At 47.6% G+C, this 15,261-nt stretch carries 9 protein-coding genes; 7 read left to right on the top strand and 2 right to left on the bottom strand.

Annotated elements, in window-relative coordinates; translation table 11 throughout:
• Positions 1–11: 11 nt before the first annotated feature.
• Positions 12–1,376, top strand: coding sequence for an AAA family ATPase (locus ACYVBJ_RS15560; RefSeq protein ID WP_460983229.1), 1,365 nt, complete (start codon positions 12–14; stop codon positions 1,374–1,376).
• On the top strand, positions 1,369–2,001 hold the full coding sequence (locus ACYVBJ_RS15555; RefSeq protein WP_460983228.1) for an RloB family protein: 633 nt from the start codon (positions 1,369–1,371) through the stop codon (positions 1,999–2,001). Before ACYVBJ_RS15560 ends, ACYVBJ_RS15555 begins: the two co-directional genes overlap by 8 nt.
• A gap of 257 nt (positions 2,002–2,258) precedes the next feature.
• Here ACYVBJ_RS15555 and ACYVBJ_RS15550 read toward each other — a convergent pair whose 3' ends face one another.
• The gene (locus ACYVBJ_RS15550) at positions 2,259–3,944 is read right to left on the bottom strand and encodes a glucosidase family protein (protein ID WP_460983227.1); all 1,686 of its coding nucleotides are present in this window, start codon (positions 3,942–3,944) and stop codon (positions 2,259–2,261) included.
• 126 nt (positions 3,945–4,070) lie between these two features.
• On the opposite strand from ACYVBJ_RS15550, the gene ACYVBJ_RS15545 reads away from it, so the two are divergent.
• From ACYVBJ_RS15545 to ACYVBJ_RS15525, 5 genes are all read left to right on the top strand, one after another.
• Positions 4,071–5,093 (top strand): hypothetical protein, encoded by a 1,023-nt coding sequence (locus ACYVBJ_RS15545; RefSeq protein WP_460983226.1) that lies wholly within the window; start codon positions 4,071–4,073, stop codon positions 5,091–5,093.
• A gap of 150 nt (positions 5,094–5,243) precedes the next feature.
• Complete coding sequence (locus ACYVBJ_RS15540; RefSeq protein WP_460983225.1) at positions 5,244–7,421, top strand: hypothetical protein; 2,178 nt, start codon at positions 5,244–5,246, stop codon at positions 7,419–7,421.
• Positions 7,422–7,483: 62 nt separating this feature from the next.
• Entirely contained in the window at positions 7,484–10,447 is a 2,964-nt protein-coding gene (locus ACYVBJ_RS15535; protein ID WP_460983224.1) for a PVC-type heme-binding CxxCH protein, read from the top strand.
• 72 nt (positions 10,448–10,519) lie between these two features.
• Entirely contained in the window at positions 10,520–10,744 is a 225-nt protein-coding gene (locus tag ACYVBJ_RS15530; RefSeq protein WP_460983223.1) for a hypothetical protein, read from the top strand.
• A complete protein-coding gene (locus ACYVBJ_RS15525; protein ID WP_460983222.1) occupies positions 10,734–11,141 on the top strand; it encodes a putative toxin-antitoxin system toxin component, PIN family in 408 nt (135 codons plus the stop codon). The genes ACYVBJ_RS15530 and ACYVBJ_RS15525 overlap by 11 nt, the downstream gene beginning before the upstream one ends.
• A 17-nt stretch (positions 11,142–11,158) precedes the next feature.
• On the opposite strand, the gene ACYVBJ_RS15520 is transcribed toward ACYVBJ_RS15525, so the two are convergent.
• Complete coding sequence (locus tag ACYVBJ_RS15520) at positions 11,159–15,229, bottom strand: two-component regulator propeller domain-containing protein (protein ID WP_460983221.1); 4,071 nt, start codon at positions 15,227–15,229, stop codon at positions 11,159–11,161.
• Between the last annotated feature and the right edge of the window lie 32 nt (positions 15,230–15,261).

The raw sequence follows: 15,261 nt of genomic DNA, 5'->3' as shown, positions 1-15,261 counted from the left end.
TTAGGAACTTCATGTCAATCCGAGACGAACAGGTCTTTAGCCTCGTTGGCGTTTCCGGTCTAAAAGAACAACAAGAGCAGTTATCAGACAATTTGATAGCGGCCACTGAAGAGCTTGACGTACTTCGGTCAGCAGTCGTATATGGAGCCAATGCAAGTGGTAAAAGTAATCTGTTGCGAGCAATAGAATTTTTTATTGACAGCATCACCCTTTCACCTCCAACCGGCTCAGCAGTTAGTGCATACAGTCCTTTCGTACTTGATCAGAAATCGCATGGTGAGCCAACATTGTTGGAGGCCATTTTTGTCATTAATAATGTAATTTATAGATATGGTTTTGAAGTGCTGAAGCAGGCAGTTGTTTCAGAGTGGCTTTATATCCGTCGCAAACAGGAGACATATGTGTTCGACAGATCTAACCATGAGCTACGTATAAACAGGCCCTACAAAAAGCTGCTTGAACTTCAGAATAACGAAATGGTAGCTCAGACAGCACTGCTGCTAAATTTAGGGGCTCTATTTAATGACGAAACCTGTCAGGCTGTTCAGAGCTGGGCATCCGATGTACGCTACATACAAGGAACGGAAGACTATCAATTCCGAGACTACACTATTCAGTATTTAGAAAAGCCGGATAATAAACAACGTATATTAAACCTGTTACGGGATGCGGACTTGGGGATTGAGGATATTGAATTAATACGACCTGAAAGTATGCCAACAGCATCCATTGGGGCAGCCATAAAGTCACATGTATTTTATGGAGGGGGAGAAGGGTTCCCAATTGAGCCACTTCCTAAAACCGTTTATGACCAAGGCTCATTCAGATTAAAGACGAGGGTCAGACCATCGGCCAATGTTGGCATAAAAACAACTCGTGTATTTTGGGACGCTGATACGAGTCAGTTTAAGTCTGTATCAATGCCCTTCAATACATTTGAATCACAAGGAACACAGAAGTTTTTTAACCTTATTGGACTTATTCTCTGGCATTTAGACAATGGCGGCATTTTGATTGCGGATGAATTAGATACGAAACTGCATCCACTATTGACGCAACGAATCGTGCAGTTGTTTAATAGTCCTTTGACCAATCCCCGAAATGCTCAGTTCGTATTTGCCACGCATGACACCAATTTATTAAGTGCTGGCCTTTTTAGGCGGGACCAAATCTGGTTTACTGAAAAGGATACTCCTGGGGCCACTCAAATTTATGCACTTACTGACTATAAGCCTGGTGGTAAAACTGTTCGTAACGATGAACAATTGGAAAAAAATTACATTGCCGGAAAGTATGGAGGCATTCCCTATCTAGGCAATTTTGATGCAATTTTTGAACAAAATCCTATAGCAGGAGTAACTCTGACGCATGAGTAGACCATCACATAGGGAATACTCAATCCGTCGTAGATCTGCATTTCGTCCTGTACGAGAGTCCTTTCTTATTTTGTGTGAAGGTGAAAATACAGAGCCGCTATACTTCAATGCTTTTCGACTGACAACGGCAACCGTTCGAGCATTACCCGTTACAACTGGTGATGCCATGGCAGTAGTGGAGGCTGCTATTAAACGTCGTAAGACCGAGAATGATAATGGTAAAGAATATGACCATTATTGGGTGGTTTTTGATCGGGATGAAACACATTCAGATACTTTTAACAACGCCATCAAGATAGCACAATCAAATAATTTTCAGGTAGCTTACAGCAACCAGGCATTTGAATTATGGTTTTTACTACACTATGACTATGTATCTGGTCCACTGCATCGAAACCAATATGCAAATCGATTAGGCGATTTAGTTGGCTTTCCCTATAGCAAACATAGAGATACTGCACGCATAATGTTTCGAGTACTGCTGGAGCGACAACAACTAGCTATTGAGAATGCCCGGAGGCTATATGCCCAGTATGACAATGGGTCCGGTTATCGAAACCCGGCTGAAGAGGAGTCAAGTACGACCGTTTATCAATTGGTAGAAAAACTAAGATCATTCATGTAACCTTTCTTTAGATGACTGGGATCGTTCAGTTAAACCTCAACTCAGCTAATAACGCTGAACTATTAAAGTGAACGGGTTTATTGAACGAAAAAAAGCCTGTTTCCAATCACTTCCCTCCTACCCGACCACCGTCCAGGAAAACGTCCGATACCTATAGGACAAGACACACGTCTATTAATCTTCTTTAGATTAATGCCATGTTGCTTTACTAGTTTGATCGATCACATTTGAAAATGAGGGGACTCTCGAGCATTCTGTTATTTGTAATGCATTTCAACGCGGTGCTCCCCACCGGATAGATTTCGCACCTGTACGTAGTAGCTATCCCTAACTTTTTCTAATGTCGAAGCGCACGCTTTTCCATCAATCGTCAAGCGTGCTAGACGTTTCCCTACCGGTAAAAGCTGGCTTAAGTTATATTGTTTTGAAGCCCCTTGAATAGTCAGCATAATGGTTTTTCGCTGAGGATTGTGCTGATACGCATAGCGTACAAATTTCCCTGATGGACTGTAGGAAATGGTTATAACAGCTTCATTTTTACCCGCAGCCAACCACCGGGGAGCCAATTCAACCTGCTCAAACGAATGGCCCAGATCGACCACACCGGCCAATCCTTCGATCATCGCACTCATAATAGCCGCCTGTCCCCAGTTGTCAGGAATGCCTTCGTCAACCGTGCCATCGGGTTTGTAGGAAACGGGAAGTTTGCCGCCGTGTTTTTCATTGAGTTGGATCATGCGTTTTAGAATATCTACGCCGTATTCTTCAAAACCATGTTGAAAAGCAGCTTTCGCCAACTCCCCGCCAACGATGGTATTGACGCCCCCGTTCATGTAGGATCCCGGCAAATAATCCGCATAACTGGGCTCCACGGGCGGGTAAACGCCAAACCATTCCGCAAATGAATTTTCTACGTTTTTCCCTTTAAGTCCCTGATACGTCTGAATGATCGACTCTGCCATATCGTTTGTCGGTAACCCCCGATTGATATCATACGGATTTGACAAACTCAGCGTGTTTTTCTGATCCATGTTCAGGTAAGAGGGGACGGGATCGTCGGGGACAAAGTGCGCGTAGTATTTTCCGTTCCAGCAAAGGTCATTGGTCCGTTTGCGAACACCGTCGGCCTGCTCAGACCAGTACGTTGCTTTTGCGCCATTGCCCAGAGCATTATAAAGTTGCGCCAATTGCCGACAGGCCGCATAGGTACCACTGTTATCGCCGTGCATAATTCCCATCGGCGTATTTTCGTCAATGTTGAAAATGCCGGTTTGTACGTCTTTACCCTGTTTTACATACTCTGCCCGTGTGGTGGGCAACTGCATAAAATCCCACGTATCAAGAGTATAGCCGCGCTTCACCAACTGGTATTTTTTCGACCAACGTAGCGGATCCGTCATCGAATAGCGAATCCCCTTTTCCATTCGAGGAATCCAGGTTTTGAGGTAAGACGTGTCGCCAGTCGCCTGCCAGATGTAGTGCCCACCTTCAACCATCAGGTATTCTAAATCGGCCTCAACCGGCAGACGATGCATTTGAATCGTATCTCTGGCAAACACTTTCCAGTACCGCTTCTCGAACAGATTCAACCGGTGATTTTCCCGCGCCACCATCGGGTAGTAGTAATCGAAATAAAGCCCTTCGGACGTTTGCTGCTCCATGAAAAACTGCCAGAACGTACTGATATCCGGCTCCAGGTATTTCATGGCTTTCATAACGTGCACATGATCCCGAATCCATTGCACAAACTGTTTTCGTTCCTTTCCGCCGAAATGAACCGTTTTCCGGTATTGGGTATGAATAAGTTGATCTTTTAAGCTATTAAAAAACGTACCGTATTCATCTGTTCCTTTGCCAAATTGGGTTGCTTGCTGACCAAAACTGACGGATAAACTACTACTAATGAATGCAGAAAGTAGAAGGGCTTTATAAACCAATTTCATAGTTGTTTATGGACTATAAATGAATTGGCTGCAAGAAAGACGATTACCATCAGGTCATTGTCCTGCTTTGTCGACAGTCAGGATAAAGCAGGATAAGTATGCCCTACAGGACGCGTTGTTTGCAACATGAATCACCTAAATCGGATGGATACGATCGCTTTTACCTATAGAAATTACGCACTGCTAGTAGCTCTCATTGTTACGTGCCTCACAAACTACGCGCAATCGGCTACTTCGAGCGAACCACCAAAACTCCCTTTAGCCAGTAAGCGAGAAGAGATTCAGCAACTGGTTGCTCATCTACACACGTTGGCCGCCAACGAGAAAAATCCACTCCTGAAACGCCACTTCGAAACGGTTATACTAATGAGCCTGGATTCGACGCATGGGCTGCGTCCTGACGATAAGCACGTTAAGGCAGCCACGGGAACACTGGCCTTTTTTCAGGGCGAAGGCGCCGAATGGGAAACGTATCTTCAGGGAACTCGGCCTCTCATTGTGGCTTTCAAATCAAAGGCTGACGGCAAAAACAGCTATTACTGGTTGTTTCTGCCGAAAGGCTTTACCTCTACAAAAACCGATTTTCCGTTTTATGTAGAACTGCATGGCAGTGGTAGCGGCACGAACAACCCGCCCTGGCACATGCTTTACGACTATCTACAGCCAAAACCTGCGGGCGCTACCGCCCAGATGAGTCGCCGGGAAGGGTTCATGATTTTGCCCTGGGGCCGGGGCGACAAAGGCTATCGCGACATCGCCGAAACCGACATTTTTGAATGTTTACAGGACTTTGATAACCAGTTTAAGACCGATCCCAAACGACAGTATCTCTATGGTTTCTCGATGGGGGGCGGTGGTACGTTCCGCATCGCTCAGAAAACGATGAAACGCTGGGCTGCCGTCGGGCTATATTCAGCCGCACTCGGCAAAAACGTTACCTATGATGACGCTGCAAAATTTAAAGATATACCAGTCTGGATGGTCTGGGGCGAAAAGGAATGGCTGAATGTAGAGAATCGGAAACTCAAAGATGATTTTCTGAAGGCAGGGGTAAAACTGTGGTGGAAAGAAATCGAAGGCGTTGAACACAGTTACCTCGGCGAGTATCAGGAGCAGTCGATGGATTGGTTCAAAACCAAAACTAAATGACAACCAATTGATCAGCTGTAATACTTTATGCACTGACTTTTGTCATGCTGAGGAAGGGAGCATGACAAAAGAACTACTAGCAAATTTAGAAGCTCGTTTCCGTCAATTAAATGAATAGATGTTTAGCGCCCTCATCATGCTTTATCAGGAATGAAAATTTATTTGTCAGTTTTACTCTGCTTACTCAGTTTAAGCCTAAACGCCCAGTCGATTAAATCAGCTGAGGTAAAGCCATTTAACGGTCGGCCGACGCTGTTTGTAAACGGGAAAGCACAAACGCCTACGTTTTACGCACTCACCCATGCATACGGCGGGCGTTGGTCGTGGGAGGAAGTGCCTGCCCGAAACCTGAACAACTTCTGTCAGATTGGCTTCCGGCTATTTCAGGTCGATTTGTGGTTTGAGGACATCTGGTATAAAAACGCTGATACGCTCGATATTGGAAAGGCGCAGCGACAAATTCGGGGTGTACTCGACCAATGCCCCGAGGCTAGTGTTGTACTACGTATCCACATAAACGCGCCCTTCTGGTGGAATAAGGCGCACCCGGAAGAATGCACGCAATACGCCGACACGCCTGTTGATACAACCCTCCTGGCAGGCCCCCCGCATCATAACGAGGAACACGACATTCATGCGGCTTTACGAGCCAGTCTGGCATCAACGCGCTGGCGGCAGGAATCCGGTCAGAAACTGGTTGAACTGTGTCAGAAACTGTCAAAAACGCCAGAAGGCAATTCGCTGATTGGCATGCACGTAGCAGGGGGCATTTACGGCGAATGGCATTATTGGGGCTTCATCGAACATGATCCCGATGCAGGTACCGCCATGACGAACTACTTACGCAACTGGCTTAAATCCAAGTACAAAACGGAATCGACGCTACGGAAAGCCTGGCAATTACCAAGCGTTACGTTCGAGAATGCGACGGTACCCAACGTAACAGAACGGCTCAAAACACAGGACGGCTTTTTCAAAGACCCCGCTCAGGAACAACGTACCATCGATTACTTCACCGCCCAGCAGCAGGTCGTCGCCGACGATGCCATCTATTTTTGCCGATTAGCGAAAGAAAACTGGCCCCGACCGTTAGTTACAGGCATTTTCTATGGTTACCTGCACATGACGTTCAATCGCCAAACCGTTGGCGGCCACCTGTTTATCCAGCAAATTCTGGATAGCCCCTATATCGACTATTTATCCGCCCCGCAAACATATTGGCCCGACAGCCGAAAAGCGGGTGGTTCCGGCAATTCGCGCGGCATTATCGAATCGACTTTGCTGCACAGTAAACTCTGGTTCGACGAAATCGACAACGGCTACTTGTACAAGAGTGATTATGAGAACATCCGCTATACTTCACGCTACGACACGACGTATGCTAGCATCATGAAGCGTTGTGCCTTGCTGCCCCTCATGCGCGGCATTGGCTTCTGGTTCTATGATTTTGGTCCGCAGAAAGGCTTTGGCTGGTGGGATGATCCGAAGTATCTGGCTGCGATGAAGTCCGAAAAAGAACTGTTCGAAAAGCGACTTGCTGTTCCCTATCATTCTGAAGCTGATGTGCTGTACGTCTGGAGTCAGGATGTATTTTATTACCTGAAATCGGCGCCGTTGCCCATCACGGTCAACGTACTGGATCACTCCATTGAGCAGGCCATGCGTTCCGGCGCGGTTGGCGACCATATTTACGATTTCGATCTGAAACGGGTCAAGCTGGCCCAGTACAAAGCCGTGGTTTTCATGAACGTCTATAAGCTGACGGATGCGCAGCGAACATTCATTCAGAACAACGTAGCGAAGAACGGGCGTACCATCGTCTGGAATTACCTGACGGGCTACACCAACGGTGAACGACTCGATTTAACTTTCGTAAAATCGCTGACGGGCATGAACCTGGAACGTATCGACGGCAAACAAACGCCGAACGTAGCGTTTCTAAAACCGGCCTACGACTATAAATTCAGCGGTCCGGTGGAGCCGCTCGTAGCTGTGAACGATAAAGGTGCTGAGCCGCTGGCCGAGTTGCAGACAAGCAAACAGGTTATAGTAGCTCGCAAAAAATCAAAGGATTTTACGTCGATTTTCTGTGGACTACCCCTTAACGGAACGGAAGGTTTTCGGGAGATCTTCCGGCAGGCGGGTTGCCATATTTACAACGAACGTAACGATTTTACATACGCAAATTCTGGCTTGCTATTACTGCATACCAAAGATGGCGGCATGCGAACGCTACGTCTGAAAAGTGGAAAGTCGGTAATGATTCCCCTGGAGCGCGGCTCAACTTTACTTTTAGATGCACAAACGGGCGAAGTAATATTGAAGTGAAGAAACTAGTTTGTCATGTTAAAGAATGAAGCATCCACCGATAGGCTGGCGAAAGAGGGCGTATGAAGAGAAAAATAGTACTGGGTGTTATCGTAGCCGTTACGTTGGGATTCATTGGTGTATTGCCTGATCCACACAATCCGCGGGCGGCTCTGGCAACGATGCAAGTGCCTAACGGGTTTATGGTTCAGCAATTTGCGGCCGAACCGCTGGTGACGAATCCAACCAATATGGACGTGGATGAGCGCGGGCGCGTTTGGGTGACGGAATCACATAACTACGACGTAGCCCCCGCTGAATTCGACCAGAAAGGAGACAAGGTCGTTATTCTAGAAGATGTAAACGGCGACGGTCGGGCCGATAAACGTACCGTTTTCTTCGAACATCCCGGCATGAAAGCGCCGATGGGCTTACTGCTGGCCGAAGATCGCGTGTTTCTGGCGCAGGCTCCGTATCTATTGATGTTGTTCGACACTAATCACGACGACCATGCCGACCGCGTCGATACGTTGTTTTCGGGATTCGGAGCCCGCGATCATGGCATCCACGCACCTTTCTGGGGACCCGACGGCAAACTCTATTTTTCGATGGGAAATAATGGGGGCGAAGTGCGCGACAAGCATGGCAAATCTGTGCTAGATGTAGCCGGCAATTCCGTGCATGGCAAAGGAAATCCGTATCGTAACGGTCTGATTCTGCGCTGTAACCCCGATGGTAGCCGTCTAGAAACCATTGCCCACAATTTCCGAAACCATTACGAACCGACGCTGGATTCGTTCGGCAATCTTTGGGTGTCGGATAATGACGACGACGGCAACCAATCCGTTCGGATTGACTACGTCATGGAATACGGCAACTATGGTTTTGCCGACGAAATGACTGGAGCTGCCTGGACCACGTCGCGTACTAACTTGGAGAAAACCATCCCCGAACGGCACTGGCATCAGAACGACCCCGGCGTCATACCAACCATGCTGATTACCGGAGCCGGTTCGCCAGCGGGTTTGTGTGTGTACGAGGGTAATCAATTTCCGGCTCTCTATCAAAATCAACTGCTCCATGCCGAAGCGCTGTTCAACGTAGTACGCTCATACACAACGCAGAAACTTGGCGCTGGCTACAAAGCAAACACTCGAAACGTATTAAAAAGCAGCCAGCAGTGGTTCCGACCGGTCGATGTGAGTGTGGCTCCCGATGGTTCGATTATGGTGGCCGACTGGTACGACCCCGGCATCGGTGGAGGAACTGCCGCCGATGCGAATAAAGGCCGAATCTACCGGGTAAGTTACGGGGGTAAAGCCACGTATCACGCTCCAAAACTTCGCTTCGATACGCCCGAAGCTGCTACCGAAGCACTGAAAAGCCCGAACTGGGCTGCCCGTCGGAAAGCCTGGGCAAGTCTGCAAAAAATGGGTAGCAAGGCTGAAAGCAGTTTGCAAAGACTGTATCAATCCGCAAATCTAGGCTGGCGAGCGCGGGCATTGTGGTTACTGACACAATTACCATCAACAGGCGATTCTTATCTAAAACAAGCAATTCAAGATCCCAATCCTGACATACGTATTACGGCTTTGCGAACGGCCCGTCAGCAGGAAACTTTTCCATTTGCTTTATGTGCTACGTTAGCGAATGACCCGGCTCCCGAAGTTCGTCGAGAGTGGGCGATTGCACTACGTTTTCTCAAAACACCCGGAGCGGCTGAATCGTGGGTAACGCTGGCCATGCAGCACACGGGCAAAGATCGCTGGTACCTGGAAGCCCTCGGCATCGGCTCCGATTTAAACGCCGATGCCTGTTTTGACACCTGGAAACGGAAAGTTGGTGCAAACTGGAACACACCGGCTGGCCGCGATATTGCCTGGCGGATTCGTTCGGCGAAAGCCTTGCCGTTGTTGGAGCAGCTTATCCGGCAAACGCCCAATGTATCCGAAACGCTACGTTATTTCCGTGCTTTCGATTTTCACCCATCGGCGGGTAAAAACGACGTATTATTATCGTTGCTAAATGATTCGCGCCCTGACATTCAGCGACTGGCGCTGGAACACATGGACGGAAGCAACGTAACACGTAACGAAACGCTGAATCGGGCACTCGAAACGGCGCTGGCTACGGCTGGCCAAACTGAAAGCTACGTTCGTCTGGTCGAGAAATTTCACCTGACCGATAAGCGCGATCAACTGCTCAATCTGGTACGTTGCTGTGCTACTCAGCAAGTTGGTGTCGAAGCCATGCAGTTGCTGTGGAAATTCGGTGAGAAAGATTTTATTCGACAAAATCTGCGCGACGAGGCAACGGCTGAAGCTATTATGACGGCGCTTAAAGGCAGCGGAAGCCCAGACGCCTTGACGTTACTGAGTGGTGTTATGCTGGATGAATCACGACCAGTTGAATTGCGCAAAACCGCGACCCGCTTGCTGGGTAGCAGTTGGGTTGGTGAACGCGCTTTGCTGGATGAAGTGAAGAAAAAATCGTTTCCCGACATGCTGAAACCGACCGCCAGCAGCGTATTATTCGGCGCTTTTCGAAACGAAATTAAACGCGAAGCAGCTGACTATCTGCCCAAACCTGCCGGTAAAAACGGCGAGCCACTGCCACCTGTCTATTTGCTTGTTCACGAAAACGGCGTTGCCAGTAAGGGGAAAATAATTTTTGCGCAAAACTGCCAGCCCTGCCATCGGGTGCAGCAAACAGGCGCATTGTTCGGCCCTGAACTGTCGAAAATTGGCGCGAAACTCTCTAAAGAAGGCTTATTTCGCGCCATTCTTTATCCCGACGAAGGCATTAATTACGGCTACGAAACGTATCAGATTCACACGCGTGACGGTGGTCAGTTAATGGGATTGTTGGGCAGTGAGTCGAATGATGAGGTAGTTCTGAAATTGCCGAGTGGCGTTAAACAGACGCTACGTAAAGCGGATATCCAATCGAAAGTCAAAGCACCTCAATCGATGATGCCGTCTTTTGGAGAAGTATTATCAAAACAGGAACTGGTTGATTTGGTGGCGTATTTGTCAATGCTGAAGTGATTCGAATCGTAGACGTTCAGTACGTATTCTCTACATTTAGTCGTATTTTTGATCTAGATCAAAAATACGACTATGGACCGGATAATTCTTGAGGTGGCCAACGATACGGCCCGCAAATGGCGTTATAGCAATCCGCAAGTTCGACAATGTATCTCTGAAAAATTTAACCAGCTTCTAAGCGATTTATTAGACAAGCAGGAAGACGATCTCTGGCCATTTCTGGAAAAGATACGCACCGAAGCGGAAGGAAAAGGATTTTCTGACGAGATACTGGCGGAAATTCTAGATGAAAAGTAAGTTTGTTTTTGACGCCAATGCCCTGATTAGCGCGGCTTTATCCCCATTATCAACCAATGCTCAGGCGTTGAAAAAAGCTGATATAATAGGAGTAATTGTCTATTCAAATGAAACGTGGCTCGAGTTTCTCGATGTCTTGTTCAGGAGTAAATTTGATAAGTATTTCAGTCTGGCAGTACGGGAAGAAATTGCAGACCGATTTTTAGGCCGATTTCATGAAATTCAGGTAACTGAAACTGTGATAGCTTGTCGCGACCCCAAAGACGACAAATATCTGGCTCTTGCCTTAGCCGCTCAAGCTTCCTGCATTATCAGTGGTGATGAAGATTTATTGGTTTTGCATCCCTTTGAAACGATTCCTGTACTAAAAGCCACTGACTTTTTGCAGCAATTTTAGCCCTTTAAGAGGTCTTCTCATGCCTTTGCCAGAAACTCTTGCGGGGCTTTACCAAATTCTTTTTTGAAGCAGCGACTGAAATAAGCCGGGTCGTTGAAACCGACTTGCCAGGCTACTTCCGATACGTTGTAGTGACCGCTTTCCAGCAACTGAACCGCCCGTTTCAGGCGCACTTGCCGGATGAACTCCGCGCCCGACAGGTTGAGGATACTTTTTAGTTTCCGATAAAGCTGCATTCGGCTCATGTTCATCGCTACTTCCAGTTGCTCAACGTCGAAATGGGCGTCGTCGATGTGGGCTTCGATGATGAAAATGGCTTTTTGGACGAACAGTTCTTCCATCGGTGGCAGCTGAACATCGGAAGGCGATGCTAAGATTTTTTTCTGCCAGATCGAACGGAGTAACTGACGATTCTGAATCAGGCTTTTGATTTTTGTTTCCAGAATCGACAGGTTGAAGGGCTTGGTCATGTAATCGTCGATACCAGTTCCGAAAGCCATAATCTGACTCTGATTAGCCGCCCGCGATGTCAGTAATAGAAACGGTATATGACTCGTTTTTTCGTTGGAACGGATGGCCTGACAAAGTTCCGTTCCATCCATTTCGGGCCCAGTCTGGACGGGCATGAGCCAGTCCGATAGAATCAGATCGGGAATGTGCTTCTGCGCCAGCGAAATCGCCTGCTGGCCGCTGGATGCGGTCAGTACATGATACGTTCCTAAAAAGCTTTCCTTCAGGTATTGCCGAAGTTCTTCATTGTCTTCAACCACCAGCAGAATCGGTAACGTTTTGGAAGGTAATGTAGTAACCTGCTCGGGCAACGTAATGGGGAGCAATGGCAGAACCGATTCCGGGGGCAAATCAGATGGTTGCGATAGCCATTCCGGTGGAAATGCCTGTGCATCGAGCGGTAACGTAACGGTGAATGTTGTGCCCACGTTTTCAGTGCTTTCGACGGTTATACTTCCCCTGTGTAATTCAACCAGTTCACGGGTGAGGGCCAGCCCAATACCACTACCCGATTTCTTTTGCATATGCTGTTCGGCCACCTGATAAAACCGCTCAAAAATATGCGCCAGCGCTTCCGGCGAGATACCAATTCCGGTATCCGTTGCCGTAATACGTAAGCTTTTCTCGACCGGAATTAGCGTCAGATTAACCCGTATTTCTCCACCTTGTGGGGTAAACTTGAATGCGTTCGATAGCAGATTGTAAATAACTTTCTCGACAATATCAGCGTCGAAAAAGCCATCAAATGCATCGAAATTACTTCGAAATAATAGCGTAATGCGCTTACTTTCAGCCAATTCATCAAAATAATGAACGATATGTTCGACAAACGAAACAATGTCGTTACGGCTAATGTCGGGTACCAGACTCTGGCTTTCTAACTTCGATAAATCCAGCAATTGGTTAATCAGACGTAGTAATCGCTGAGCGTTACGTTGAATGGTTTGGAACTGGTGCTGAAGCCGGTCGCTGAAGCTTGGTTCTGAAACGAGTTTATCTAAAGGCGTCAGAATCAGTGTTAGAGGCGTTCGAAATTCATGCGAAATGTTGGTAAAGAAACTGGTTTTTGCGTCGTCGAGCGCCTTGATGGATTCGGCTTCGAGTTGCTTGATACGTATATCCGCTTTCAACTGCTCCCGAATTTTTACAATTCGGCGGAATGTCAGCAAGGCGCTCACAAACAGTAATCCATACAGCAGATACGCCCACCACGTCCGGTACCAATGTGGTAAAACAGTTATTGGGACCGCTTTCGGCTGACTCCATGCACTGTTTCCAATAGCCGCTTTAATTAGAAACTGATAATCTCCTTCGCGCAGGTTGGTATACGTAGCCGACCGTTGTGAACCAACGTAGTTCCAGTCATTGTCGAAACCTAGCAGTTTATACGCGTACCGGATGTTGCGGTGCGGCAGAAACGACAAGGCCGTAAAATCAATAGTAAAAACCGACTGAAACGGTTGAAAAACCATTCTCGTTACGTCGGTCATATCCAGATGCGTCGGCGCATCGCTATCGGCTGGGTCGGTATGCCGATTAAAAAGCTTTAAATCCGACAGATACACGTCTGGTGGTGTTGTTTTCGACCGCACACGCTTTGGGTCAAAAACAACTAACCCCTGCATATTTCCAAACGCCAACTCGCCAGACGGGAGCCGAGTGCAGGCATCGGGCAGAAACTCTTTACCGATAAGTCCGTCACTCTGGTCATAATTTTCGATGGAATGCGTCGTCGGGTTAAAACATGAAATCCCCCCGTTAGTCGATAGCCAGAGGTTACGCTGTTCATCTTCAATAATACTAGCGATGAAATTATTCGCTAATCCGTCTTTAGTTGTCCACGATTGAAATGTTTCAGTGCGAGCATCGAACAACTGAAGGCCATTGCCGTTGGTGCCAATCCAGAGCCGTTTTTGTTTGTCTTCATAAAGAACTGTAATGCTGTTGCTGCCTAGACCGCCTGGGTTATCATTGCTGGAAAAATGGCGAATCTGCCCCGTTTTCCGATTCCAACGTAGCAGTCCTGAATTATATGTACCGATCCACAGATTTCCTGACGCATCTTCGAGCAGTACGTTGAGGTCGAATTTTTGAAACATTCGCGTTAATGCGCCAGTCATAACGGGCTTTAACTGACTGGTTTTTTCATCGAATAGAAACAGTTCCCGTTCATGACTTCCAACCCAGATACGTCCTGATTGAGAAGGTGCAAACGCCTTCACCGACTTACTTTTTCCCGGTAACAGAAACGGCGTAAACCGGTTCTGGTGAGGATTATAAAGCGAGAATCCGGCCGTCCAGGTACTAATCAAGACGTTGCCCGTTTGGCTGCGAAACAATACGTTTATGTCGTTCGCCATCAACGGCGAGTTGGCCGACGTAAATCGACGGAATTGCTGTCGGTCAAGAGAAATAGCCGTCAGACCTTTGATGGAACTTGCCCACAGATTACCTAGCCCGTCATACGTAACAGCCGTGACCCGGTCGGCCAGTAAACTCTGTGGATTGTGAGGCTCATGCCGAAACGAACTGAACCGTTCGGGCTGGGCGTAGCGAATGTTGATACCCCCCTGCCACGAGCCAATCCAGAGATTGCCGTCAGCATCGCAGAGACCGCGTTTTAAAGCGTGGGTACTCAGGCTATGGCTATCCTCGCTGTTTGGTAGCAGATACATTTTCTTGTCGGAGCTGCCTTGCGGATAGAACCAGGCGCCGTAGTCAGTCAGCACCCACAGATTGCCCGCTTTATCGTCGATAATGTCCGTAATCAAATTGACCGTTTCATACACGCCGGGCTTGATAAATTCCTGTCGAAATTGCTTTGATTCAGGTTCAAACTGAAATAATCCACGCCCGAGTGTACCCACCCAATATCGCCCCAGATGGTCTTGTTTGATAACACTAATGGAGCGGTGATGAGCTGCTATGTCGGCTGCAATTGGTAGCGAATACGAATGCACTCCCCCCGTTTCAGGTGTAACTGCAAGCAACGTTCCCTGACTTGTACCAATCCACAATTGTCCGGCTTCATCTCGATACAAAGCCGTCACCGACGTACCGATTCGGCTATCAGCATAGCGGTTAACTTTTTGTGTAGTATAATCGTAATAGAACAATCCCTTTTCTGCCGTACCAATCCAGAGTCGATTATTGGCTTCAGCAAAACAGGAAATACTCACCTGGCTTTCATTTTCCCCAGATACCAGCAGTGAAAAATGGTCAAAGGTTTCGCCGTCAGAACGTAGCCGACACAGGCCGTTGTTACGTGGACCTACCCAAATCGTGTTTTGCTGATCGGCGTAAATCGCTGCGATGTTGCTGATGGGTAAGCTATTTTTTAGTCCCGGCTGCCGACGAAAAATCTTGAAACTATACCCGTCGTACCGGTTGAGTCCATCGGACGTAGCCATCCAGATAAACCCCTTCTTATCCTGCACAATAGCCCAAACCGTACTCTGCGACAGTCCATCAGCCGTAGTCAGATGTTCAAATGAGACCTGGCTATAGGCTTGAAAGCTTAAAAGCAGAACAATGTAATGCAACCTCAGCATGGCCATACCTATGACAGAATAGGACAAAGGTATCTTTTAATGATACCAATTTTCGCAAC

The organism is Spirosoma fluminis, assembly GCF_054778895.1.
The sequence above is the reverse complement of the archived record's forward strand: the minus strand, read 5'-3'. Positions and strand labels throughout refer to the sequence as shown.